The organism is Rhizobium sp. BK312 (genome assembly GCF_014193605.1).
GTDB lineage: Bacteria > Pseudomonadota > Alphaproteobacteria > Rhizobiales > Rhizobiaceae > Rhizobium.
Map to the genome: position 1 here is coordinate 503,680 of NZ_JACHZP010000004.1, position 24,344 is coordinate 528,023.

23 protein-coding genes and 1 riboswitch are annotated in these 24,344 nt (G+C 59.6%); of the genes, 10 read left to right on the forward strand and 13 right to left on the reverse strand.

Going from position 1 to position 24,344, the window contains the following annotated elements:
- Positions 1-35: 35 nt before the first annotated feature.
- The 3 genes from FHT85_RS14595 to putA form a co-directional block, all read right to left on the reverse strand.
- Entirely contained in the window at positions 36-1,274 is a 1,239-nt protein-coding gene (locus FHT85_RS14595) for an ABC transporter substrate-binding protein (protein ID WP_112410880.1), read from the reverse strand.
- Between the two features lie 45 nt (positions 1,275-1,319).
- Positions 1,320-2,339, reverse strand: a complete 1,020-nt coding sequence (locus tag FHT85_RS14600; RefSeq protein WP_112410881.1) for a LacI family DNA-binding transcriptional regulator — start codon at positions 2,337-2,339, stop codon at positions 1,320-1,322.
- A 222-nt stretch (positions 2,340-2,561) separates the two neighbouring features.
- Complete coding sequence (putA, locus tag FHT85_RS14605; RefSeq protein WP_112410882.1) at positions 2,562-6,266, reverse strand: trifunctional transcriptional regulator/proline dehydrogenase/L-glutamate gamma-semialdehyde dehydrogenase; 3,705 nt, start codon at positions 6,264-6,266, stop codon at positions 2,562-2,564.
- A 185-nt stretch (positions 6,267-6,451) separates the two neighbouring features.
- On the opposite strand from putA, the gene FHT85_RS14610 reads away from it, so the two are divergent.
- Together FHT85_RS14610 and FHT85_RS14615 are read left to right on the forward strand one after the other, a co-directional pair.
- A complete protein-coding gene (locus FHT85_RS14610; RefSeq protein WP_015342703.1) occupies positions 6,452-6,913 on the forward strand; it encodes an Lrp/AsnC family transcriptional regulator in 462 nt (153 codons plus the stop codon).
- A 143-nt stretch (positions 6,914-7,056) separates the two neighbouring features.
- Positions 7,057-7,323, forward strand: coding sequence for a hypothetical protein (locus FHT85_RS14615; RefSeq protein WP_112336873.1), 267 nt, complete (start codon positions 7,057-7,059; stop codon positions 7,321-7,323).
- A gap of 46 nt (positions 7,324-7,369) precedes the next feature.
- On the opposite strand, the gene FHT85_RS14620 is transcribed toward FHT85_RS14615, so the two are convergent.
- Positions 7,370-7,555: a 4-oxalocrotonate tautomerase gene (locus tag FHT85_RS14620; RefSeq protein WP_112336872.1), complete on the reverse strand. Its 186-nt coding sequence runs from the start codon at positions 7,553-7,555 to the stop codon at positions 7,370-7,372.
- A 116-nt stretch (positions 7,556-7,671) separates the two neighbouring features.
- Here FHT85_RS14620 and FHT85_RS14625 point away from each other — a divergent pair, with 116 nt between their 5' ends.
- A complete protein-coding gene (locus FHT85_RS14625; RefSeq protein ID WP_112400842.1) occupies positions 7,672-8,556 on the forward strand; it encodes a LysR family transcriptional regulator in 885 nt (294 codons plus the stop codon).
- A 70-nt stretch (positions 8,557-8,626) separates the two neighbouring features.
- Positions 8,627-9,631, forward strand: a complete 1,005-nt coding sequence (locus FHT85_RS14630; RefSeq protein ID WP_112410883.1) for a LacI family DNA-binding transcriptional regulator — start codon at positions 8,627-8,629, stop codon at positions 9,629-9,631.
- Positions 9,632-9,784: 153 nt separating this feature from the next.
- Here the strand turns inward: FHT85_RS14630 and FHT85_RS14635 are convergent, their stop codons facing one another.
- Positions 9,785-10,744 carry a phosphatase PAP2 family protein gene (locus tag FHT85_RS14635; RefSeq protein WP_112410884.1) on the reverse strand — a complete coding sequence of 320 codons (960 nt, stop codon included), beginning with the start codon at positions 10,742-10,744 and terminating at the stop codon, positions 9,785-9,787.
- Between the two features lie 145 nt (positions 10,745-10,889).
- Positions 10,890-11,750 (reverse strand): LysR substrate-binding domain-containing protein, encoded by an 861-nt coding sequence (locus tag FHT85_RS14640; protein ID WP_112410885.1) that lies wholly within the window; start codon positions 11,748-11,750, stop codon positions 10,890-10,892.
- 126 nt (positions 11,751-11,876) lie between these two features.
- Here FHT85_RS14640 and FHT85_RS14645 point away from each other — a divergent pair, with 126 nt between their 5' ends.
- Positions 11,877-12,737, forward strand: a complete 861-nt coding sequence (locus FHT85_RS14645; RefSeq protein WP_112410886.1) for an urea carboxylase-associated family protein — start codon at positions 11,877-11,879, stop codon at positions 12,735-12,737.
- Between the two features lie 100 nt (positions 12,738-12,837).
- On the opposite strand, the gene FHT85_RS14650 is transcribed toward FHT85_RS14645, so the two are convergent.
- The 6 genes from FHT85_RS14650 to thiC form a co-directional block, all read right to left on the reverse strand.
- Positions 12,838-13,182, reverse strand: a complete 345-nt coding sequence (locus tag FHT85_RS14650; RefSeq protein ID WP_112336866.1) for a hypothetical protein — start codon at positions 13,180-13,182, stop codon at positions 12,838-12,840.
- 161 nt (positions 13,183-13,343) lie between these two features.
- Entirely contained in the window at positions 13,344-13,955 is a 612-nt protein-coding gene (locus tag FHT85_RS14655) for a thiamine phosphate synthase (RefSeq protein ID WP_112410887.1), read from the reverse strand.
- Positions 13,952-14,725, reverse strand: coding sequence for a thiazole synthase (locus FHT85_RS14660; RefSeq protein WP_112410888.1), 774 nt, complete (start codon positions 14,723-14,725; stop codon positions 13,952-13,954). The genes FHT85_RS14655 and FHT85_RS14660 overlap by 4 nt, the downstream gene beginning before the upstream one ends.
- Before the next feature lie 2 nt (positions 14,726-14,727).
- On the reverse strand, positions 14,728-14,925 hold the full coding sequence (gene thiS, locus FHT85_RS14665) for a sulfur carrier protein ThiS (protein ID WP_112410889.1): 198 nt from the start codon (positions 14,923-14,925) through the stop codon (positions 14,728-14,730).
- Positions 14,916-15,893 (reverse strand): glycine oxidase ThiO, encoded by a 978-nt coding sequence (thiO, locus tag FHT85_RS14670; RefSeq protein ID WP_112410890.1) that lies wholly within the window; start codon positions 15,891-15,893, stop codon positions 14,916-14,918. The genes thiS and thiO overlap by 10 nt, the downstream gene beginning before the upstream one ends.
- 1 nt (position 15,894) lies before the next feature.
- Positions 15,895-17,721, reverse strand: coding sequence for a phosphomethylpyrimidine synthase ThiC (thiC, locus tag FHT85_RS14675; protein WP_112410903.1), 1,827 nt, complete (start codon positions 17,719-17,721; stop codon positions 15,895-15,897).
- A 92-nt stretch (positions 17,722-17,813) separates the two neighbouring features.
- Positions 17,814-17,945, reverse strand: a riboswitch (TPP riboswitch).
- A 608-nt stretch (positions 17,946-18,553) separates the two neighbouring features.
- Here thiC and FHT85_RS14680 point away from each other — a divergent pair.
- The gene (locus FHT85_RS14680; protein ID WP_132717958.1) at positions 18,554-19,645 is read left to right on the forward strand and encodes a porin; all 1,092 of its coding nucleotides are present in this window, start codon (positions 18,554-18,556) and stop codon (positions 19,643-19,645) included.
- Positions 19,646-19,860: 215 nt separating this feature from the next.
- On the opposite strand, the gene FHT85_RS14685 is transcribed toward FHT85_RS14680, so the two are convergent.
- Positions 19,861-20,517 (reverse strand): TetR family transcriptional regulator, encoded by a 657-nt coding sequence (locus FHT85_RS14685; protein ID WP_015342718.1) that lies wholly within the window; start codon positions 20,515-20,517, stop codon positions 19,861-19,863.
- 754 nt (positions 20,518-21,271) lie between these two features.
- Between FHT85_RS14685 and FHT85_RS14690 the strand changes: the two genes are divergently transcribed.
- The 4 genes from FHT85_RS14690 to FHT85_RS14705 all read left to right on the forward strand — a co-directional run bounded on the left by FHT85_RS14690 (position 21,272) and on the right by FHT85_RS14705 (position 24,343).
- A complete protein-coding gene (locus tag FHT85_RS14690) occupies positions 21,272-21,844 on the forward strand; it encodes an RNA polymerase sigma factor (RefSeq protein ID WP_112411134.1) in 573 nt (190 codons plus the stop codon).
- Positions 21,837-22,289 (forward strand): hypothetical protein, encoded by a 453-nt coding sequence (locus FHT85_RS14695; RefSeq protein ID WP_112411133.1) that lies wholly within the window; start codon positions 21,837-21,839, stop codon positions 22,287-22,289. Before FHT85_RS14690 ends, FHT85_RS14695 begins: the two co-directional genes overlap by 8 nt.
- Complete coding sequence (locus tag FHT85_RS14700; protein ID WP_112411132.1) at positions 22,286-22,735, forward strand: periplasmic heavy metal sensor; 450 nt, start codon at positions 22,286-22,288, stop codon at positions 22,733-22,735. Before FHT85_RS14695 ends, FHT85_RS14700 begins: the two co-directional genes overlap by 4 nt.
- A 75-nt stretch (positions 22,736-22,810) precedes the next feature.
- A complete protein-coding gene (locus tag FHT85_RS14705) occupies positions 22,811-24,343 on the forward strand; it encodes a DUF1800 family protein (protein WP_183774164.1) in 1,533 nt (510 codons plus the stop codon).
- Position 24,344: the final 1 nt, after the last annotated feature.

A 24,344-nucleotide genomic window follows, 5' to 3' on the forward strand; every position in this document is an offset into this window, starting at 1 on the left:
GGGGAACACAAAGCTCCCCGGCGCGGGTGAGTTTACTATTGTTGAGCGTTGTCGATGATCGACTGCATCTCCGATTGGGCATTGGAGAATGCGCCATCGACGTCGCTTCCGAAGATGGCTGCGTTAGTGAAGCCCGCCCACGGTCCGTTAGCGCTGTTGATCAGGTCGTTGAACTGTAGCGTGTAAGGCGTTTTGGCAACCGAGATTGCCTTCAGCCCGACCTGCATGCGCGGATCCAGGCCCTGAAGCACCTGGTCGGCGATATCGCCGCGCGTCGGCAGGCTGCCGTACTTCGCCATGATCTTCTGTCCGTCGAGCGAATAAGTGTATTCGAGGAACTTCTTCACGGCATCGAGCTTCTTCGTGCCCTTTGAGATGACGAAATTGTCGCCGCCAGCAAAAGAGGACGGCTTGCCGTCGACGCCGGGGATCAGCGTCACGCCGAAATGGATATCGGGATATTGCGTGATCAGTGTGCCGATCGAAAAGGCGCCGATGCTCTGCTGGCCGATCTTGCCGTTGCTGATGCTCAGAAAGTTGGCGCCGGTATCACTTGCGGCACCCGCCGGCACCAGATCCTTCTTGACCATGTTGCGATAGATGTCGACTGCCTTGCGCATTTGCGGCGTGTCGAGCGTTGCCTTCTTGCCGTCCTCCGAGAGAATATCGGTGCCGGCACCCCAGACGAGCGGCGTGAAGGTGAAGATCATGCAGCCGCCGCAGCCGCCGCCGGAGAAGTAGAAGCCGTAGGTATCACTACCGAGCGCGCGAATCTTCTCGGCATTGCTTGTGATCTCCTCCCATGTGGTCGGAGCCTTTTCGGGGTCGAGGCCGGCCTTCTTGTAGAGATCCTTGTTCCAAGCGAAAACCGAGGTTTCGACGGATAGGGGCAGGCCATAGATGTGACCGTCATAGGTGCCGAGCTTCACATGCGAGGGCGACAGCGAATTGAAATAGGGCAGGCTCTTTGCCCAGTCCGTCAGGTCCTCGAGCTGACCGGCGGCGGCGAAAGCCGGCGTGTAGATGAGGTCCATCGACAGAGCGTCCGGCGCCTGGCCGCCGGCAATCGCCGTCGCATATTTCTGCACGAGTTCGGCAAAGGGTACTTCGGTCAGCGTGACCTTGTCCTCATGGCCGGCATTATAGGCCGCGACGACCTTCTTGAAGGAATCGCCAATGCCGCTTCGAACCCACATGGAGATGTTTTCGGCAGATGCACCGGATGCAAGCATTAAGGATATGAGGCCTGTTGCGGCCAGAAATCGCTTCATCATGTTCTCCTCCCATGGGGCTACTCCCGTCAGCCCCTTTCCCTTTAATCAACGACCGGGGCTTCCCCCGCATGATTGCCGCACGATAAGCTCGCAGGGCAAAGTTCTGATGCCGGGTTCGACGTTGCGTCCTTCTGCAAGCGCGAGAACCGTCAGCCCGGCCTCGCGGCCAAGCGCCTTGAGATTCATGTCGACCGTCGTCAGCGGCGGCCGGGTCTGTGCGGCGACGATTTCCCAATTATCGAAACCCACCACCGAGACATCCTCCGGCACCCGTACGCCGCGCTCGCGCAGCGCATCGACGACCGCGCGGGCAATCTGGTCGTTGCCGCAGAAGATCGCGTCCGGCTTCGCTCCGGCTTCGCTCCAGAGCCGTGCGACGGCGTCGTGTCCCCAGGCCTCGGACCATGTACCGTACATGACCGGCAGCCCGTCTCCGGCGAGGTCGCGATAGGCCTTGGCACGCTCACGCACCGAAACGAAGCTTTCAGGGCCGGTCACATGGGCGATCCGGCGTCGGCCGAGTCCCTGCAACCATTCGACCGCAAGGGCCGCCCCCTGATAGTCGTCGGCGCAGAAGGTGACGCTTCCCGGAGCCCCCTCGGTAAATGCATAGATGACCGGGATCGGCAGATTGGACAGATCGACGGGCAGGCGGCGGTCGATCCGCTTTCCAGAGGCGATGATGCCATCCACATGCTTGTCCAGCATCGCGTCCACATGAACCTTTCCAAGCGCCGGATCGTCCTCGATGGTGCAGAGGAAGACCGATACCCCGTGATCGACGAGCGCTTCCGTGATGCCGGCCATGACCGGCAGCGTGAAGCGGCCATATGTATCGTTGGTCAGAAGACCGATCGTGAACGTGCGATTGCTGAGCAATCCCTTGGCCAAGGCATTCGGACGGAAGCCGATGTCGGCGGCGGCACGCTTGACCCTTTCGCGTGTGTCGTCGCCCATGCGGCCGGTATTGTTCAAGGCCTTGGATGCCGTTGAAATGCTTACGCCCGCAGCCGCCGCAACGTCGTGAATCGTTGCGCGTCCGCTTTTCGCACGCTGATTTTCCAGATGTCTTCTCCCAGTCGAGTTTTCATGAGAAAAGCTTTTCTCAACGCAGGAGTCAACTAGAGAAAAGCTTTTCTCAAAAATTTCTGCACGGAAAAGAAGGAGGCCGAGAAGCTAGGTGAAGGCCGTAGCGAATTGGCAGGTCACTGCAGAATGCACGCCATGAAACAAAGCGGCGGTCGAGACCTGCCGGTCCGGCCGCCGCGTTCTAGATCGCCGTTAGTTTCAGCCGATCGTCATCAGGCTGGCATTGCCGCCGGCAGCCGCGGTGTTGATCGATGTCGTCACCTCTTCGAGCAGCCAGTTGAGGCAATAGGCATCTGCGTTCTTGGCAATTTCCTCGCTCGACGCAGCCTGTGTGAGAATCAGCGGGCCGGGGATAGCCGAGATCGTCTTGATCGCCTGCTGGATGCGTGCAGCGTCACCTTCGATGAGAGCGCCAGCGAAAGGTCCATCGGCCGCCCAGTCTTTCGTCCAGGAAATGCGGTTTGCGACCTGCGCCGGCAGGCCATGAAGCTCTTTCTGCAGGTCCGATGCCGCATCGATGACGATCGAATTGCCTGTCGCAAGGCCTGCGGCGATCTGGACATGCAGGCCAGGAGCCGTCTGCGGAACGAGCAGGATTCTGCCGCGCGGATGCAGCGCGTAGAGGTTCAGCTCGCCGACCGGGCCTTGCAGCTCGGTATTAAAGCCGAGCGGCGATTGGGCGGCGACGGCACGGGCCTGTTTGGCTGTGTCCGCGGCACCCTTGCTTTCGAGCCAGGCGATAAACTGCTGTGCAGCGGGATCGACCTGCACGGAGGCATCGCGCAATGGTTCCGTCGAGGAGGCGACCAGACGGCGCAGATACATCGGGCCACCGGCCTTCGGACCGGTACCGGAAAGCCCGCGGCCGCCGAAGGGCTGGACGCCGACGACGGCGCCGATGATGTTGCGGTTGACATAGAGATTGCCGGCGCGCACGCGCTCGGTCACATGGGCGATCGTATCGTCAAGCCGGGTGTGCAGGCCAAAGGTCAAGCCGTAGCCGGAGGCATTGATATCGGCGATCAGCTTGTCGAGCCCCTTGCGCTGATAGCGCATGATGTGAAGGACCGGGCCGAACACCTCGCGCTTCAGATCGCTGAGCTTCTTGAGCTCGATGATGGTGGGAGCGACGAAGGTGCCCTTGGCAGCGCTTTCGGGAAGGTCGAGCTGTTCGACATTGCAGCCGAGCTTGCGCATGCGTTCGATATGCTCGTCGATGCCGCGCTTGGCGTTGTCGTCGATGACGGGGCCGATGTCGACTGCAAGTTGATCGGTCCTGCCGACCGAGAGCTCGCGAAGGGCGCCGCGCAGCATGGTCAGCGTACGATCGGCCACTTCCTCCTGCAGGCAAAGGACGCGCAGGGCCGAGCAACGCTGGCCGGCACTGTCGAAGGCCGAGGCGATGACGTCGCCCACGACCTGCTCGGCAAGGGCAGAGGAGTCGACGATCATGCCGTTCTGCCCGCCGGTTTCGGCGATGAGGGGAATCGGCCTGCCGAATTTGGAGAGTCGTTCCGCAAGCTGAGCCTGGATCAGGCGAGCAACTTCCGTCGAGCCTGTGAACATGACGCCGGCGGTTTCGGGAGCACCGACGAGGGCTGCGCCCGTTCTGCCGCTACCGGGGACAAACTGCAGGACATCGCGCGGGATGCCGGCCTCGTGCAGGATGCGGACGCCCTGCGCCGCAATCAGCGGCGTATTGCCGGCCGGCTTGGCGACGACCGGATTGCCGGCGACAAGCGCGGCCGCAACCTGTCCGGTGAAGATCGCCAGCGGGAAGTTCCACGGGCTGATGCAGACGACAGGGCCGAGCGGCTCGCTCTCCGGCTTCAGCACCTGGCGTGCCTGCGCGGCGTAATAGCGAAGGAAGTCGATCGCTTCCCGGATTTCGCCGACGGCGTTTGCGGCCGATTTGCCGGCTTCGCGGATGGTCAGGCCGACGAGAGCGGACATCTCGCTCTGCATGAGATCGGCGGCGCGTTCAAGGATGGTGGCCCGCTCTGCGGGGCTCACCGCGGCCCAACGCTCGGCTGCCGCGGCGGCAAGCCGCATGACGTCGGGCGCATCTTCCGGCTCGAGCTCCACGACATGGCCAACGAGGTCCGCATGGTCGGCAGGATTGAGAACTGCACGGGCCACGCCGCGCTCGGAGCGGTCGGCGAGAAGTGGCTTGGCGGTCCAGTCTTTGGCTGCCGAGGCTTGCAGCTGCGCAGAGAGATCGTTGAGCGCCGTTTCATTTGAGAGATCGACACCAGCGGAATTCCGTCGCGCGCCGCCGAACAAATCGGCCGGGAGAGCGATCTTGTCGTGCTGCGCGCCGACAACCGTCATGCTGCGCACGATCTCGACGGGATCGGCGATCAGCTCCGATACCGGGACGGCAGGGTCGGCGATCTTGTTGACGAACGAGGAATTGGCGCCGTTTTCGAGCAGGCGGCGGACAAGATAGGCGAGCAGCGTTTCGTGGGTGCCGACTGGCGCGTAGATCCGGCAGGGGCGATTAAGATTTTCGGCGCCCACGACCTCTTCATAGAGCGGCTCGCCCATGCCGTGCAGGCACTGGAATTCATATTTGCCGACCGCAAAGTCGTCGCCAGCCATATGGTAGATGGTGGCCAGACTCTGGGCGTTGTGGGTGGCAAATTGCGGGAAGACCACGTCGGTGGCGGCCAGGAGCTTCTTGGCGCAGGCGATGTAGGAGACGTCGGTGTAGATCTTGCGGGTATAGACGGGGAAACCTTCCAGGCCGTCCAACTGCGCGCGCTTGATCTCGGCGTCCCAATAAGCGCCCTTGACGAGACGGACCATGAGGCGATGCCCGGAGCGGCGGGCGAGATCGATAATGAAATCGAGGACGAAGGGGCAGCGCTTGCCGTAGGCCTGCACCACGAAGCCGATGCCATCCCAGCCGGACAGATCCGGATCGAGGCACAGCTCTTCCAGCAGATCGAGCGACAGCTCCAGCCTGTCGGCCTCCTCCGCGTCGATATTCAGGCCGATATTGTAGCGTTTGGCGAGCAATGCCAGCGCCTTCACCTTCGGCAGAAGTTCGCCCATCACCCTGTCGGCCTGCGAACGCGAATAGCGCGGGTGCAGCGCGGAGAGCTTGATGGAGATCCCGGGGCCTTCATAGATGCCGCGCCCGGCCGAGGCCTTGCCGATCGCGTGAATGGCGTTTTCATAGTCGCGATAGTAGCGTTCTGCATCGGCGTGGGTCGTGGCCGCCTCGCCGAGCATGTCGTAGGAATAGCGGAAGCCCTTCGCTTCGAGCGCACGTGCTCGCTTCAATGCTTCATCGATGGTCTCGCCGGTGACGAATTGCTCGCCCATCATGCGCATGGCCATGTCGACGCCACGGCGGATGACGGGCTCGCCGGCGCGGGCAATCAGCTTTGTCAGTGCGGCGGAGAGGCCGCCTTCGTTGACCGTCGAGGTCAGCTTGCCGGTCACGACGAGGCCCCAGGTCGCGGCATTGACGAACATCGAGCGGCCACCGCCGATATGCGACTTCCAGTCGCCGCCGGCGATCTTGTCGCGGATCAGCGCATCGCGCGTCGCGGTGTCCGGGATGCGCAGCAGTGCCTCGGCAAGGCACATCAGCGCGACACCTTCCTGGCTCGACAGGGAATATTCGTGCACCAACCCCTCGACGCCGTCGCCCTTGTGCTTGGCGCGCAGCGCTTCGATCAGTTTCCTGGCCGTTTTCCTTGTCGCCTCGCGAGTCGTTTCCGGCAAGGTCGCCGCTTCAACGAGGAAGGGCAGGCACTCGGTCTCGGGGCGTCTGTAGGCGGCAGTGATCGCCTGGCGCAGCGGGCTCTGCTCACGAATGGGCGGCGCGAAATGCGAAAATGGGGCAGCATCTGCAGTTGGTTTTTCAGTGGCGAGCTTGGCAGAGACAATCATGATAACCTCAAGGTGCAAGGGGCCTAATGGTTTGAGCTGAGGTTAGCGATATCGCCACCCGTAGCCCTCCCGTTGCTTCGACGAGAGCATACTTCATTCCAAAAAAGCGTTCCGCCTTGAAACTGCGGCTTTCCAGTCATATTGAACTTCAATAGCGCTTATTTCAAATAGGAATGCCTGCGAAAATGACCAAATCCAGTGAAATTGACCAGTTCGACCAAAAGATCCTCGACGCCCTCGTCGAAGACGGCCGCATGTCGATCACGGAGCTTTCCGAGCGGGTCGGCCTTTCCAAGACTCCCTGCCAGGCACGCCTTAAGAAACTGATCGATTCCGGCTATATCGACGGCTTCAAGGCCATCCTCAATCCGATCAAGCTTGGTCTCGATCACGTCGCCTTTGCCGAAGTGAAACTCACGGATACCCGTGAGGAGGCCTTGCTCAGCTTCAACAATGCCATCAAGAAAATCAAGGAAATCGAAGAGTGCCACATGATCGCCGGCCGCTTCGATTATCTCCTCAAGGTGCGGACCTCGGACATCCGCCGCTACCGCATCGTTCTTGGCGAGAAAATTTCCAGCTTGCCTTTCGTCGCAAGCACCTCGACCAATGTGGTGATGCAGTCGGTCAAGGAAAACTGGTCGTAATTCCGCTTCCTACTTCATCCGCTTTCCCATCCACCGCGTAAGGCTTCGCCGCCCGATCCATCTTGCCGGCTAAACAATGACCTAGATTTCGCCATTCGAATCGGATCATTGCGAGACGCTAAAATAAGTAGGATGGAGTATGCATGGAGATCAGTGCAGGCGACCGCGACCTTGTTGAGGTCATGAAGCGGTACTTTGCGGTGAAGGCCGAAGTCGAGGAAATGAAGCTTCGCCTGGAGGCGGCAAGGCGGGAGAGCGGCGAAGAGATCAACGCATTCTACAATCCGCGCAGCAATCTGAGCCACGCCGCCGATATTATCCGTTCGCATGCTCTCAGGCAGGAGATGGCGCGTCTGATGGATTGGGCCGAGGCCTGGGGGCGGCAGAGCCTAGCGCCAAACGAGGCCTGACGGTCGAATAAAAACCGCCAGGCCGCGATCACGAAATCGGGTCGTTTCAGCTATCCGATTTCAGCTTTCCTGCTGTCGCCCAGGACTCTTTCGAAATCTCGGTAATGATGATTTCCACCGATTCCGGCGGGCAGACGAGTGTTTCCACAGCGGCTTTGGTCGCTTCGCGAACGAAAGCGCGCTTCTGGTCTTGCGTGCGGCCGGGATGCATTTCCAAGCGCAGGATGGGCATGGCAACTCCTTGAGCAATTATCGCCGGATGTTCGGCGCCCACGGACTATCTTGCAAAACCAGCTGGCGATAAATACGCTTCCATTTGTTTCATTCCGAACCTGTGGGTATGCAATCATGGATAAGTTGGCTGGAATGGCGATGTTCGTCAGAGTGGTCGAACAGGGCAGTTTTGCTGCCGCTGCCGACATAAGCAGGGTATCGCCAGCCATGGTTGCTAAACATGTGAGGACGATCGAACAGCGGCTCGGTGCGCGCCTGCTTCACCGCACCACACGCCGCCATCAGCTGACCGAGGTCGGCAAGCTTTATTACGAGCGTTGCAAGACGGTGCTGGCGGAGGTGGAGCTCGCCGAGCAATCGGCCTCCGAACTGCAATCGGCGCCGCGCGGGCGCCTGCGGCTCGTCGCCCCCGTCAGTTTCGGGACGCAAAGCCTCGTGCCGGCGCTTGTCGACTATCTGCATGAGAATCTTGAGGTCAGCGTTGATCTGGCGCTCGACAATAATCCGCATGATCTGATCGGCGAAGGCTACGAACTCGGCATCCATATCGGCGATCTGACGGACACCAGTCTCGTGGCGCGTCCGTTGAAACCCTATCGACGCATTCTTGCGGCGTCGCCTGATTATCTGGATCGGTGCGGCAGGCCGCAAAGCCCCGAGGAGCTTGCCAATCATATGTGCCTCGGCCATTCCTACTGGCGGCTGCAGGGACGCTGGCATCTCGTCGGTCCAGACGGGGAAACGCGTGAGATCGCCATAAAGGGCAGGTTCACCACCAATCAGGGCGGGGCTTTGCGCGTTGCCGCTCTACACGGAGCCGGCATCGTGCTGCAGCCGGAACTGCTCCTAGCGGCCGATCTCCATGCCGGCCGTCTTGAGCCCGTCCTGCCCCTTTGGTCGTACCAGCCGACACCGATGCACCTTGTCTATGCGCCGGACCGGCGTCCGACGGCCATGCTGCGCAGCGTCATCGATTTTCTCGTCACTCGCTTCGGCTGAGATTCCCCCTCTTTCATCTGCCGCGAATCCATGATCAAATCTGATCATCAGGTTGCAAAATGAGGAAAGCGTGGCCAAGGTTACGTTGAAGGATGTGGCGGCGGCCGCAGGTGTGGGAGCAGCCACGGTCGAGCGTGCGCTCAACGGGCGCGGCAATGTTTTGCCGGAAACGGCGGAAAAGATCTTCATCGCGGCCAAGCGGCTCGGCTACCGCACGCCGCCCGCGGGGATCAGGCACGGTCTGGTGCGCATCGAGGTCGTGCTGCTGCGGCCTGAAACCTATTTCTATTCAAGGCTCAATCGAGCCTTCGAGCGCATCGCCGCCTTGCTCGACAAGGATATCCAGATCCAGCGGACTTTCGCCAGGGAAGACGATCCTGCCGATTTTTCGCGTCATATCGCCAATCCACAGGCACGGCGCTCCGCCCTGATCGTCGTTGCGCCCGATCATCCCGATGTGGTCGGAAGCATCCGCAAGGCTGCCGGCGATGGCATTCCTGTCGTGCAGATCATGACGCGGCCAGCACTGGAGCTGCCTTACGTCGGCATCGATAATGAGGCGGCCGGTCGCACCGCCGCCTTCTACATGGCGCGCATGCAGTCGAATATCTCCGGCACTTTCGTCGCGCTCTGCCACAGCGGCGCTTACGAGAACCACAAGGCGCGTATCCGCGGCTTTTCCAACTATCTGCTCGATCATGCGAACCCATCGCATCGCTTCGTTGAAGTCATGTTCGATGAGGACGATGAAATGAAGACGATCGAGCTGCTGACCAACGCCGTCGCCCGGTATACCGATATTATCGGCCTTTATAGCGCCGGCGGCGACAATGCCGCGATTGCGACGGTTCTGCGCCGGTATCGCCAGCGGCCGGTATTCTGGGTCGGGCACGAATTATCCGATGCGACGCGCGGCTATCTGAAGGAGGGTTTGATGACGATCGTTCTCGATCAGGCTCCGGAGGTTCAAGCCCGCCGCGCCATCGATCTGACGCTGAAGCGGCTGGGCCTGATCGATACCGACGTCGATCTCGAGCCGGTCCGTTTTCTGACCGTTACGGCCGAAGGCCTCTGAGGAAGGCATGTCGCGGCCGCGTTTTCGTATTGGGCGCGTAGACGATATTAATTTGAATCTCAGGATCTTTCTTTCTGAATGTCATCAGTATAGGCCAATTCAATGCGGTCTATATTCCTTCATTGCGGCAACGAGGTGTGATCGCTTTCTGAATTACTCAGGTGAAAGGTTGACCTTCTTCGTGCTAAGCCGAAGTCTCATTAATTCAGGGAAGATCCCCTCGCGAGACTGGGTGACGGACCTGACAAGGATGATGGAGACAAGTGCTACCAAACAGCCGGCGATCACGTCGATAAAGTAGTGATTGGCAGCGGGTACAGCCGATAAAGCCATGGCGATGTTCAAAACCAAGACGGGATAGCGTAACAGGCGCACAGGCCGTATCGCCCATGCACATAGTGTCGCGACTGCTGCATGAACTGAGGGAAAGGTCACGATTCCCGCGCTTTGCTCAAGGCTCCAGACGAAATCTGGGTTATCCCGGACGGCTTGGAATTGTTCAAGAAAGAAGTATCCATAGGTCGCATCCAGGTTCTTCAGCGTGCTGGCATCGAACTGATAAAATGTATACGTGCCAAGAGCTGGCCAAAAGATAGAAACGGCGCTAGCCAGGAAGCAGAGCAAACCATAGACAGATACCATCTGGTATGCCTGGTTGATCTTGTTAAACACAATCAGCACAATTGGGTATAAAATCAGCTGATAGCTGAAGGTTCTATAGGCGCGATTAAAGACCTCGGCCGCAAGGCTGTGCTCATCGACCCATCTCATTATGAAAGGCCAATCGACGCCGAGCATGCTGTCCCATCGCGCTAGCTGCGCATCTGCAAGCGGGAAGTTAAGCTTCGCGGCTATGTAGGTCGAAATCGTGATTGGTATAATGAGCAGAAATCCGCAGCCAAGACATTCAATGGTGGCACGAAGGGTCACCCATTTGAATCGTGACGCAACGACGCTTAGTACGCAGGTGAAGAATGCTACGAGTAGAATCGCGTTCCAGGTTCCATCTAATTTGAGCTTGAGGGTGGTGATGTATGCCAATAATGGGACAAGACAGTAAGACGACGCGGTACCCACCGTTAATAGAACTCGGGAACGATTGATATCTTGCATGTTGAAATCTCCGCGCCGGTAAACGTTAGGGTTTAACTCCTTCTGGTTGCAATTCGGTAAAGGCGATCAGGGCATGTGTGTAACGAAACGTGCCAGGCTGCGAATATCGGTTTGCAAATGACCGCAGCCATCGCTTCTCTGTATTCTACTTGCTAATGGAAATCAGCCAGTCGCGAAATGTCTCCGCTTCGCTGGAAAGCCGGCTCGCCGGCAGCAGCCAATAGAATTTGTCCATATCCAACGGTGTGTCGAACAGGGTGATCAACGTGCCGTTGGCCAATTCATACGAGATCAAGGCCGAGGGGCAGAGGCCCACACCTTGACCGCCGATGACGGACCCGATCATCAAGCCGAAATCGGCAAAGATCGGGCCGGCTCTTGGAGGCTGGTGGATACCTTCGAGGGCGAACCAGCGTGTCCATGCGGCCGTCGTTTCATCGTGCAGGAGGTCGAGATTAAGGAGATCGGCTGGCGTCCTGATCGATCCGTGACGGTGCTCATATTCTCTCGAACAGGTCGGCCGCGTTTCGGCCGTCAATAGCGAGATGGCATGCGTCGAAGGCCTTGGTCCGTGGCGGATCAGAAGATCGACGCTTGCCTCCTCCGGCGTCCTCGCATCGAGCGCGTAGACGATATTGATCTGGATTTCGGGGTATTCTTTCTTGAATGCGGTCAGCCGGGGTATCAGCCAACGCGTGGCGACGGAAGCGATGCAGGCCACGCTGACCGGCCGAATATTGGTGGCAAACCGCAGCCGCCGGGCGGCGATATCGATATGCCCGAGACCGTTTGCCACGGCAGCCCCGAATTCACGGCCGGCCATCGTCGCCGTGACACCACGGGCATGGCGCGTAAAGAGCTTGATGCCGAGCCATTCCTCCAGGGTACGGACATGCTGGCTAACGCCCGCGGCGGTGAGATTGAGCTCGGCCGCCGCCTTGGCAAAACTCTCATGGCGAATGGCTGCCTCGAAGGCGCGAAGGGAGGCAAGGGGGACATGTTGCATTCCAACAGGCTAAGTAAGACTTAGCCAAAGCGCAAGCGCGATCACCGTTGCGCAATGAGCTTGTATGCTTACAGTGCTGCCGAGACGAATGTCTTCTTGTCAGATCGAGCAGGAATGAAAGCCGCCATGGACAGTATTTTCGATATGCCCGCACCCGCCGATGCCGAGGAGCGGCGCGGCAAGCCCCCCGTTGTCGTCTACCCGAACGGAACGCTGCCGCCGGTCGATATGGATGTGCTGCGCGCGGCAAGGCAAACCATGACCAAGATTGCCGAAATCATCGTGCCTGCGCGCGAAGGCGGCAGTTTTCGCGTGCCGAAGGGACATTTCTTCCGGATCGTCAGCGTCGAGGGCGCGCAGGTGGGCGATCTCAATCTGTGGAATGCTGCCGATCTTTCTGAGCGCTTCTTCAGCGGCAAGACGCGGGCTTTGCATGCCACCCATGTCGGTGTCGGCGATCGGCTGTGGAGCACGTTGCCCTATCTGCGGCCGATGGCGACGATCACCCATGATACGCTTGGCTGGTATGGCTGGGACGCGGATGGAGCCGGCATCCACGATGTCATCGGCACGCGCTGCGATCCCTATACGAACCGGCTGCTGAACGGCGACGACTATCACCGTTGCTGCCATTCAAACCTGTCACGCGCGCTCGCCAAGGAAATGAACATCCCTGTGCAAGAGGCCGAGTTTCACGTTCACGACGTGCTGAACGTGTTCATGTGTACCGGATTTACGCGCGACACCCACCAGTATTTCATGAAGGCGAGTCCCGTGCGGCCGGGCGACTTCCTCGAGTTCTTCTCGGAGATCGATCTGCTCGGCGCGATCTCGGCCTGCCCCGGCGGCGATTGTGGCAGCGAACATTCGAGCGATACGGTGCCCTGCTATCCCTTGCTCGTCGAAATTTGGCGACCCGAACCGGAAACCCTTGCCGGGCGAACATTCCCGGAGCGCAATGCCTATCCGAGGACGCACGGACTATAATTTACCGCATAAAATAAATTTGCCGGCGGTTCCGGCCGCCGGCAAATCCGAATCATCCATCAAACGATGCCTCCATTCGGGCGGACGCATCGTTTATTGCCTAATTACAAACGCGAATGCGCTCGTAATGCCAGCCATAGTCATACTCGTTCTGGACGCGGCGATCCTCGTACCAGCACCTGGGCGGCGGCGGGGCGACTTCATAAACCGGGCCCCTGTTGGCAAGAGCGCCGCCAACAAGCAGGCCGCCGAGAAGACCGGCAGCAACGCCGCCGGCGATCGCGCCCCCATTGCCATGGTGGTGATGACGACGCCAATCGTCATGGCCGCGCCAGTCACCGCGATGGCCGTCGTAATACTGTGCCTGTGCGCTGCTGACGGGCGCCAATGCGCCGCCTACGACCGTAGCGGCCAGCAAAACCGTAAGAACCGTCTTCTTTATCATGACTACCTCCAAAGCAGTCTTTGTGCTCAGCGAATACGCGAGTCATCTAATTAACGCCTTCAGCATGATTATGTTCAGCTGAATATTCTATGAATGGCCCGTTCATCGGGCAATAGCGGCTGAAAATAGCCCCTTGCATGGGCTCCTGAGGGGCGATCTTGTCAATTTGGAGGCGTCTGCCGGCTCGCCGCCACCCATTCGAGCGTTCGCGATTCGGGGTCGGCATTGCGGGTGATATCCGTTACGACCGCGGCGATATCGGCGCCATGCTCGAATACGCCCGCAAGACGTTCGACCGTCAGGCCGCCGATCGCAACGAGAGGCCGATTGCCGATGCGCGCCTTCCACGCGCCGATCCGATCGAGGCCTTGGGGTGCCCAGGGCATAACCTTGAGGACGGTCGGATAGATCGGCCCCAGCGCTATATAATCGGGTTCGGCAGCAAGCGCCGTCTCCAGCTCCGCCTCGTCATGTGTCGAAAGCCCCAGCTTCAATCCGGCATCCCGTATGGCGGAGAGATCGGCAGAAGCGAGATCCTCCTGGCCGAGATGGATGAAATCGCAACCCTCCTCGATTGCCAGCTGCCAATAGTCGTTGACGATCAATTGGCACTCATGCGCGGCGCAAATTGCCTTCGCTTCGCGAATTTCCGCGCGGATCTCAGACGTTGAGCGATCCTTGATGCGCAACTGCACCAGCTTGACGCCGAGCGGCACCAATCGCCTGATCCAGGCGGCGCTATCGACGATGAGGTAGAAGGGATCGAGCGTCATGCGAACACCGCCTTTCCGATCACCGGTGTCGATGGCACCGCCATATCGCGCGGCTCCAGCATGCCGGCGCTGTATGCCTGTCGGCCGGCATCGATGGCCTTGGCGAAGGCTTCCGCCATCGCGACCGGATCGCCGGCCCCGGCAACCGCTGTGTTGAGCAGCACGGCATCGAAGCCGAGCTCCATGACGGTCGCTGCATGCGAAGGCCTGCCGATGCCGGCGTCCACTACCAGCGGAACCTCAGGAAAATGTGCCCGCATCGATCGCAGAGCGGATAGATTGAGCGGTCCGGCCGCCGTTCCGATCGGCGCGCACCAGGGCATCAGCACCTTGCATCCGGCTTCCAGCAGCCGCTCGGCGACGATGAGATCGTCCGTCGTGTAGGGAAAGACCTCGAAGCCGTCATCGGTGAGGATTCTCGCCGCCTCCACCAGCGCGAAAACGTCGGGCTGCAGCGTATCGTGATTGCCGATCACCTCGAGCTTGATCCAATTGGTCCGAAAGACCTCGCGCGCCATTTTCGCGGTTAGAATCGCTTCGGATACGCCGTGGCAGCCTGCTGTATTGGGAAGGACGCGAACGCCGAGTTCGCGAATCATCTCAAAGAATGTGCCCCCATTACGCCCGCCCGCCGTTTCCCGGCGCAGCGATACAGTCGCGATCCCGGTTTGCGAACGTTTGACGGCTTCCGCCAGTACGGCCGGGGAGGGGTAGCGCGCCGTGCCGAGAAGAAGGCGCGATGTAATTTGGGTTCCGTAGAGTTCAAGCATGGTCAGCCTCCCTGCATTGGCGTCAGGATCTCGATCCTGTCATCGTCGGTTAGGATATGGTCGCCGCGTTCCTCGCTATGGACGAGTTCGCCGTTGACGGCGGTTGCCAGCCACTCGCCCTCATATTCGAGAGCCGTGAGAAGTTGTAAAAGCGTCGTTGCTTCAACAATCTGCGCTTCGCCATTGATGATCAGGCGCATTGGCGGCTCCTTTCGTCGTGCCCGTAAAAGACGAGATCGGCGGCTTTCTCGGCCATGGCGGGCGCGAGCAAGAAGCCATGGCGATAGAGGCCGTTGACAAGGATGGCTTTGCCCTGCCGCGTCACGCGCGGAAGGTTATCTGTAAAGGCAGGGCGGATGCCGGCGCCGGTTTCGACCACGGCAGCTTCGGCAAAGGCCGGGTGCAGCGAATAGGCTGCGTTCAAGAGTTCCATCAGCGAACGGGCGGTGATCGGCCCTTTGAAGTCGGTCTCGATCATCGTCGCACCGACCATGAACAGGCCTTCGCCGCGCGGCACGATATAGACGGGAAAACGTGGATGCAGCAGGCGGACGGGGCGCGAAAGCACGATCTCATCGCTTTGCAGATAGAGCATTTCGCCACGCACGCCGCGCAAATCGCGGATGCGGCCGATGCGGGCAGCCCCCGTGCAATCGATGATTTCAGAGAAGCTATCGTCATCCACGAGCCCGTCGATAAAGGTGACGCCTTTTGTAGATAGATCGTCCTTCAACGATTGCAGGACCTCGCGGGGATCGAGATGTGCTTCCTGCGGAAAGAACAAGCCCTGGCGGAATCGGCCGGCAAGCGAAGGCTCAAGGGCGGCGATTTCGTCTTCGTCCACCCAGCGGTAATTCGTCGTGCGGCTGGCGAATCGCCTCAGCTCGTTTTGATCGCGGTTCGGCGCGACGACGAGCGTTCCATTGCGGACGATCTTGCCAGGCAGAATCGCGTCCCATCGATCGGCGGAATCACGGCCGAGCGTCAGTACAGCCTCATCGGCACTTTCCCGCTCGCACCATGGCGCCAGCATGCCGCCGGCAAGCCAGGAGGCGGCGCGATGAAAATTCCGGCCTGGATCTGAGATCGTGACCTCGGCTCCGCGCCGGACTAGCTCGTGGGCGACCGTGAGGCCGGCAACGCCGGCCCCTTTAACGAGAATACGCATGTCATTCAGCCGGCTGGGCAGGGGCTTCGACCGGCATATAGAGGTCTCCGCCCTCTCGATACTTGGCCGCCATGGCTTCCAGCCCTTCCTTCTGTGCTTCGGCGCGGATGTCGTGCGAAATCCGCATCGAGCAGAATTTCGGGCCGCACATAGAGCAGAAATGGGCCACCTTATGGGCCTCCTTCGGCAGGGTTTCGTCGTGGAAGCTGCGAGCCGTGTCCGGGTCGAGCGAAAGGTTGAACTGATCCTCCCAGCGAAATTCGAACCGGGCGCGCGACAGAGCATCGTCACGAACCTGCGCGGCCGGATGACCTTTGGCGAGATCCGCCGCATGCGCTGCGATCTTATAGGTGATGACGCCTGTCTTGACGTCGTTGCGATCGGGCAGACCAAGGTGCTCCTTCGGCGTGACGTAGCAGAGCATCGCCGTCCCGAACCAGCCGATCATGGCAGCGCCGATGCCCGATGTGATGTGGTCATAGCCCGGCGCGATATCCGTCGTCAGCGGCCCGAGCGTGTAAAAGGGCGCCTCGCCGCAGACGGAAAGCTGCTTGTCCATGTTTTCCTTGATCTTGTGCATCGGCACATGGCCGGGGCCTTCGATCATCACCTGACAATCCTTGGCCCAGGCGATCTTTGTCAACTCGCCGAGTGTCTCCAGTTCGGCGAACTGCGCGGCGTCGTTGGCGTCAGCTATCGAGCCGGGGCGCAGGCCGTCGCCAAGCGAGAAGGAGACGTCATAGGCACGGCAGATATCGCAGATTTCCTCGAAATGCTCGTAAAGGAAGCTCTCGCGATGGTGATGCAGACACCACTTGGCCATGATCGAGCCGCCGCGCGAGACGATGCCGGTGACGCGATTGACGGTGAGCGGGATGTAATGCAGCCGCACACCGGCATGGATGGTGAAATAGTCGACGCCCTGTTCCGCCTGCTCGATCAGCGTGTCGCGATAGATTTCCCAGGTCAGTTCCTCGGCAATGCCGCCGACCTTTTCCAGTGCCTGATAGAGCGGTACGGTGCCGATCGGCAGCGGCGAATTGCGGATGATCCATTCGCGGATATTGTGGATGTTGCGGCCGGTCGAAAGATCCATGACGGTATCGGCACCCCAGCGGGCAGCCCAGACCATCTTCTCGACCTCCTCCGCCATTGAGGAGGTGACCGCGGAATTGCCGATATTCGCATTGATCTTCACCAGGAAGTTCCGGCCGATGATCATCGGCTCGCTTTCGGAGTGATTGATGTTGGCCGGAATGATCGCTCGGCCGCTCGCAACTTCCTGGCGGACGAACTCTGGGGTGACATGATCCGGAATATGGGCGCCGAAGCTTTCGCCATCGCGAATCAGGGCTTCTGCCTTCGCCTTGCGGCCGAGATTTTCGCGAATGGCGATGAATTCCATTTCCGGCGTGATGATGCCGGCGCGCGCATAGGCGAGTTGGGTGACCGCCTTGCCGTCTTTCGCCCGCAGGGGCTGGCGCTTGGCCGGAAATTCCGGTGTTAGCCGTTCGCCGGTGACGAAACCATTGTCTTCAGGGCGCACATGCCGGCCTTCATAAGCCTCGACATCGCCGCGGGCGAGAACCCAGTCGCGGCGTAGCTGAGATAGACCCTCCTCGATGCGGATGTCGGCGCCCTCGATCGTGTAGGGGCCGGAAGAATCATAAACAATGACAGGCGGCTCGCCCGAGGTCGGATGGACGCTGATTTCGCGCATCGGCACGCGGATGTCCGGGTGGATCTCTCCGGGAACATAGATTTTCGTGGATGCCGGCAGCGGGCCGGTGGTGACGGTCGGAGTGAGGTTCTTTGCGGCAATATTCATGGTTTGAGGCTCCAAGTTGCAGTTGGAGACCCAGTCAATCAGCCGGAATGATGAAAAGACGCCGGCATGGAATCCAGGCGGGAATCCGAAGCCTTCGAGCGCTTGCACCGTCCCTACGCCAGTATGAACTGGATCAGGTTCAACGGGTCACTGCGCCACAGGAGGCAAAGCCTCATTGTCCAGCAGTATCTCAGCCCCTTGCCGGGACCCCCCTGGTGAATACGGAAAGGCTATGCCTTACCCTTGTTCTCTGTCAACCCCGCAACGACGGTCGCGTTTTCTCAATCGATTGACCCGTGTGGCGCGGGGGCGGCTTGGATTCCATAGGGGCGAGCCTCCGATAGGCGCGATCATCATCTTCGATGACGCTGCTCTTGATCTAAGCCCGTTCCCGCATAAATGGTACCGATGAAAATTCCGGATCTCGAGCCTGATTGGGGAAGGCTGTCTCGATTTGGTGCGAATTCTTGAACCTTGGCGACGGCCGACTATTCCGCAGTAAAAGGCTCAGCCCGCCGCCAGTTGCATTTAAGCAACAGCAATCAAGTCTAATGCCGGAGCGGGTTTCACAGAATTGACAAACATACGGGCTGTTTGTAAACCAAATATAGGACATAACTGTCTTACGGACGAGCGATCGGCCGGATCGGTAGAGGCATTTCAAAACCTTTGCCGCGGGGTGAATTATGGAGGTTAGAGGGGACTCAAGCCGACATCAGGTGCGTATCTGCCGGACTGCCCGGTTGCGTTTAAACCGACGTAATCCTCAGGGTGGTGTTCCAGCTTTGTACTCGCGGTAAATTGGAATGCATATTGCAACCAGGAGTTTAAAATGAACATCAAGAGCCTTCTTCTCGGCTCCGCTGCTGCGCTGGCAGCAGTTTCTGGCGCCCATGCGGCTGACGCGATCGTCGCTGCTGAGCCCGAGCCGCTGGAATACGTTCGCATCTGCGACGCATACGGCGCTGGCTACTTCTTCATTCCAGGCACCGAAACCTGCCTCAAGATCGGCGGCCGCGTCCGTACCGAAGGCGAGTGGTACGATGCCTACAACCCGAACAGCCATAACGGTACGCTGTGGCACACCCGTGCGGAGCTGAGCGTCGACACGGCAACCGACACCGAATACGGCCCGCTGAAGACCAACACGGTCATCCGTTGGGATTGGAATGACGGCAACTCCACCTCCACGAAGCTGCTGTTCGCGAACATCAGCCTCGGCGGTTTCCTCGTTGGTAAGGCTGACTCCCAGTACAACTCCTACATCGGTTATGCCGGCGACGTCATCAACGACGACGTGATCTATGACGGTCCGTACGAACTCAACCAGTTGACCTACAACTACGACGCCGGCAACGGCTTCACGGCTGTGATCTCGGTTGAAGACTCGAACTCCAGCGGCTCGGGCGCTTCCTATGGCTCCAGCTGGTGGTCTGACGACAAGGGCAACCACTACGCTCCTGACGTCGTTGCCGGTGCTGGCTTCAAGTCCGGCGCATGGGGCTTCAAGGTCGTTGGCGGTTACGACTCGATCGTCGAAGAAGGCGCCATCAAGGCTCGTGTCGATGCTGACTTCGGTACCTTCTCGGCCTTCTTGATGGGCGGCTGGAACACCGACGGCGACAAGCTGAACAAGTATGCCGGCACCAACCTCGATCGTTCGGCTTGCCCGGTTAACGATGCATCGAAGTGCGGCTGGGGTGACTGGGCTGTTTGGGGCGGCGTTGGCGTTCCGATCAACGAAAAGCTGAAGTGGAACCTGCAGCTCGCCTATACCGACTCGAAGATCTTTGCCGCAACCACGAACGTCAAGTGGAACCCGGTCAAGAACCTGCTCATCGAGCCGGAAGTCTCCTACACCAACTTCGATTCTGTGAACCAGGATCAGTGGGCTGGTATCCTGCGCTTCGAGCGTAGCTTCTAATATTGAATTACCCGGCTCAATGCCGGGTAAGAGAAGCCTGACGTTCCAATCCGCCAGGCTTCTTTCATCGATCGGTTGACCTCCGATCAAAGCAAAGGATCTGGCTTTCCCTCCGGATCCTTTTTTATTTCCAGCTTTGGGAAATCGGTTCAGCTCCCGGCAGAAGCTTCAAACCGTCGTCGTTGGTTCTCTTCAATTCCGAAGGGAAAACCGTTCTAGGCTTTTTCCGGTATCATCGCGGCAATCGCCAGTTCCTGCGTCTGTGCTAGCGGGAACCAGGTCTTCAGCACCATCTTTATGAACATCTGTCCACACGGGACCAGTTCGAAACTGCCTCGGTCGAGGGTCCATTCGGTGATCAGGCCGCCGATGACCGCTGTCAATGCGGAAGAGGCAGTATCCGGCGTCCAGGGAGCCGGAAGTTTCGTCTTTTCATCCATAAGGGTGAATATGCGTTCGAAATTTTCGTGCATGTCGTGCCGAAACGAACTCGCACGGCTCGTGGTGCCGTCGCAAAACGCCATGTCGAGATGCATCATAACTTTCAGCATGCTGCGCTTGCGCGGGTCGCTGTGAATATCGTCAAATATCGCGGCTATGGTATCGGCGATGAGATCGAGCGGGTTGGGCGGCAGTTCCTTCGACATCCGCTCCGCCAGATCCTTGAACGGCTGCTGGGCCTCGTCGCGGATCGCAAACATCAGCCCTTGCTTGTTCTTGAAATGCCAATGCACTGCCCCCCGCGTGACACCGGCGGCTACGGCTATCTCTTCCAGGCTGACATTCTCGTAGCCCTTGTCGAGAAACAGAGCTTTTGCGGATTGCAAAATCTCATTCCTCGTTTCTGCCGCCTCCTCCTTAGTTCGCCTCATTCACCTCTCCACAGAAACCGATGTTCAAGCTGCGCCCCTCTTATTGATATTCTTCTTCCATCATACCGTTCAGTGCTGGAGCCCATATACCAGCGATGCTCAACGGAGTGGAGGTATTTATCTATCCTCAAAAATTGAGCAAGCAAATCGTAACAGAATATATCCTGTCAAGCGCTATAAGCCACGCGCAAGTTTCCGTGAGCAATTTCCCCATGTTGTGAAGTGAAAATCGGAAAGTGCAAATGCTGATATAGCCATGATGGCGAAATATATTGGCCGGGCGATCCCCGGCCCGCTTGTTCCGGAAGCGATGCCGCGTTCAAGTTGAAACCTATGATGCATTTAGCCTGCGGCGTTCGCAGATCGGTCAGCTCATATCGATCATCGAAGTCTTGATCCCGCCGTCATGCGGCGGGTCTGACCGCCATGGCTTTGGTCGAACTGGCGGGACCGGTCGACAAGCAATCTGCTGCGGCTCCGACCTAGCTTGAGCTTTCGTCTGTCTTCTTGCAAGCTGACAATAGTTCGAGCGCAAATCGTCTTTCAGCGTGGAAAGAGAATTCGAAAATTCCTGGCATAAGAGCGACGGATTTGCATAAGCGCCGCGTTCAATTCTCGTGAACCCGCGTTTGATGTCGAAGGATGATACGCTGACCGAGATGCTGCGATCCAAGTGGCACTGTTTGCCGGCTATAAGGCCGAGGCCGAGGTGCCATGCAACTATCGCAGTGAACTGGAGCGGTGGCGATTGTCGATGAAGTGGGATCGCGCGCCCAAGAGTGGCGACCAGGATGAGGATCTACTTGGCCGAATCGCTGCAGGCGATGTTTCGGCGATGCGCATGATGGTCGCGCGGCAATTGCCGCGCATCGTCGCCGTCGCGACCCGCATGCTTGGCGATGCGGCCGAGGCCGAAGATGTGGCGCAGGAGACATTTTTGCGCATCTGGCGAAATGCCGGCGGCTGGCGCCAGCGCAACGCGCGTTTCAGCACCTGGGTGCATCGTGTGGCGATCAACCTTTGCTATGATCGCCTGCGCCGCCGCAAGGACGTTCTTGCCGAACATCCGCCTGACATCGAATATGAAGGGCCGGCGCCGGATGCGGACTTGATGAGCGAGGATGATCCGTCGAGACGCGTCGAACGGGCCTTGCAGATGATTGCGCCCCGGCAGCGCGAGGCGATCATTCTGGTTTATTATCAGGTGCTGTCGAATGTCGAGGCGGCTGAGGTCATGGATGTCAGTGTCGATGCACTGGAAAGCCTGCTTGCGCGTGGAAGGCGCTCCTTGCAGGGGCTTTTGTTGAAGGATGAGGGCGATGGTTGAAAATATCGCGGGTCCGATGAATGCCGAGCGGTTTGAAGCACTGACTGCGGCCTATGGCAGTGATATCGGCCGATGGCCGCAGGCCGAGCGCGCAGCCGCGCGGGATTTTGCCAAGGGTACCGCCGCCGTGCAAACACTTGCGCGCGCCGCCGATCTGGATGCGCTGCTCGACACCTACGTCGTAAGACCCCGTCACACCGGCCTGGAAGAGCGAATCCTCGCAAAGCTCGCGCGGCGCCTGACGATACGAAACTGGTTCCGCTTCGGTTCGGCCGGGATCGGCCTTGTGGGGGTCGGCATCGCCGGCGCGCTTGCCGGCAGCATTGCAATCGCCGTCTTGGTTCCGAGCCTGACATCCGATACCTCGATCGTCTCAGATGGAACTGCGACCATGTTCGGCGATATCGGACCGGACGCGGGTACAGCACAGCAGGACAGCCAATGACGGAACGCAGCTTTCGAATAGTGGTCATTTTTCTTTTGGTGCTGAATACGTTCCTGGTCGGAGCATTGGCCGGTGGTGGGCTGACCTGGATACGTAAGACGCAGGCGCGGGCCGGAATGATGCCGCTAGCCGGCGAGCAATTGCCTTCGGCGCAGAGGAAGGCTCTGCGTGCGGCGCTCAACGAGGCACGCAAGGACGAACGTCAGATCATTCTCGAGGCACAGCAGGCCAAGGTCGACGCCGCCTCCATTCTTGGGCAGCCGACGTTGGATAAAGAGGCGCTCTCGGCCGCGCTGGCGAGGGCGCGCGATGCTGATATCACCTTGAGGGCGAAGCTGGAGCAGCGTGCGGTCGATTTTGCGGCAGGGCTTTCCTACGACGAGCGTCGGGCGCTGGCGGAAAGCCTGGTCCGCCGCAGCATGCCCAAAGCCGCTGCCACAAAATGATCATACTTTCCGAGCGACGGATCGAAACCAAGCCTGCGTTAAAGGAGCATGTTTGATGCAGGAGTTGGCAAGTCCATGGCCCAGCAGTCCAATGATGTTTATGCAGCGCTCGCTCTTTCCCGCTTTGGGCTAGGGGTTGACCACAACGGCACCACGTCGATTGCATCGGATCCGCGCGGCGCGTTGTTGGAAGAAATCACCGAGCGCTTCGTCCCGGTTCCAGTCGGGCCGCAGCTGCAATCCACAGCCGATCTTCTCGTTTCTCTCTACGCATTCCAGGAACAGCGCAAGCAGGCCAGACAGCAGGCGGCGGTCGCGGCCGCCGCCGCACCGCAAGACAAACTGATGCAGGGGCCGCAGCAGCCGCAGAAGCCGCCACTACAGCCTTCCGGCGCTACAGCAGGGCAGCCGAACAATCAGGCTCAGCCTAATAACCAGGCCATGGCGGCTGCCATCGGCAAGGCGGTCGACAAGCTGGAAAAGCCCGCAATGCCTTACCTTCCACAGCAGGTCCTGTTGGCGGAAGTGGATGCCCGCTTCAACGGCACTATCCGGCAGCCATTGATCGGTTTTGGCGAGCGGCTTGCCATGTTCTGGGCAAACCATTTCGCGGTCGCCGTCTCGAAGAGCGAGGAAGTTCATATCGTTGCCGGCGCCTTCGAACGGGAGGCGATCCGGCCGCACGTCTTCGGTCGTTTCGCTGATATGCTATTCGCCGTCGAGACCCACCCGGCCATGCTTGCCTATCTCGACAACCAGCAATCGATCGGGCCGAACTCGAAAGCCAATGCCAATAAAAAGCGCGGCTTGAACGAGAATCTCGCCCGCGAAACGTTGGAGCTCCACACGCTCGGCGTCAATGGCGGCTACACGCAGACGGATGTGACGACGCTTGCCAGGATCATCACCGGCTGGACGGTGGCCCGCGCCGAGGGCAAACTCGGAACGCCCGGTACCTTCGTCTTCAATGCCGGCGCGCACGAGCCTGGCGACCAGACGCTGCTCGGTCTCACCTATGCCGACAACGGCGTGGGGCAGGGGCGGGAGGCGCTGCGCGATCTTGCCCGCCATCCGGCAACGGCACAGCATATCGCCACCAAGCTCGTCCGGCATTTCGTCGCCGATACACCGCCGCCAGGACTTGTGCAAACCGTCGCGGCGACCTTCAGCAAGACGGATGGTGATCTTTCGGCCGTCTACCGGGCGCTCGTCGGCTCCGAAGATGCATGGAACCCGACCCTGTCGAAAGTTCGCTCGCCGCTCGAATTCATGACCGCGCTTTTGCGGGCAAGCGGCGAGACGCCGAAGCCGAATGTCATCCTCGGCGCGTTGACCGCGATGGGTCAACCCTTCTGGGCGCCGGCCGGTCCTAACGGCTTTGCCGACACCGCCGATGTCTGGGCCTCGAGCGAAGGCCTCAGCATGCGCATGGATGTCGCCAACATGATCGCGAGTGCGGTGCCACCTCAGGTCGATCCCCGCAGTTTCGTATCCGCCAGCCTGGGGCCGCTTCTTTCGAATGAAACGCTGCAGGCGGTATCGCGTGCGGAAACCCGCAAGCAGGGCCTGACGATCGCTTATCTTTCTCCCGAATTTCAAAGGCGCTGAC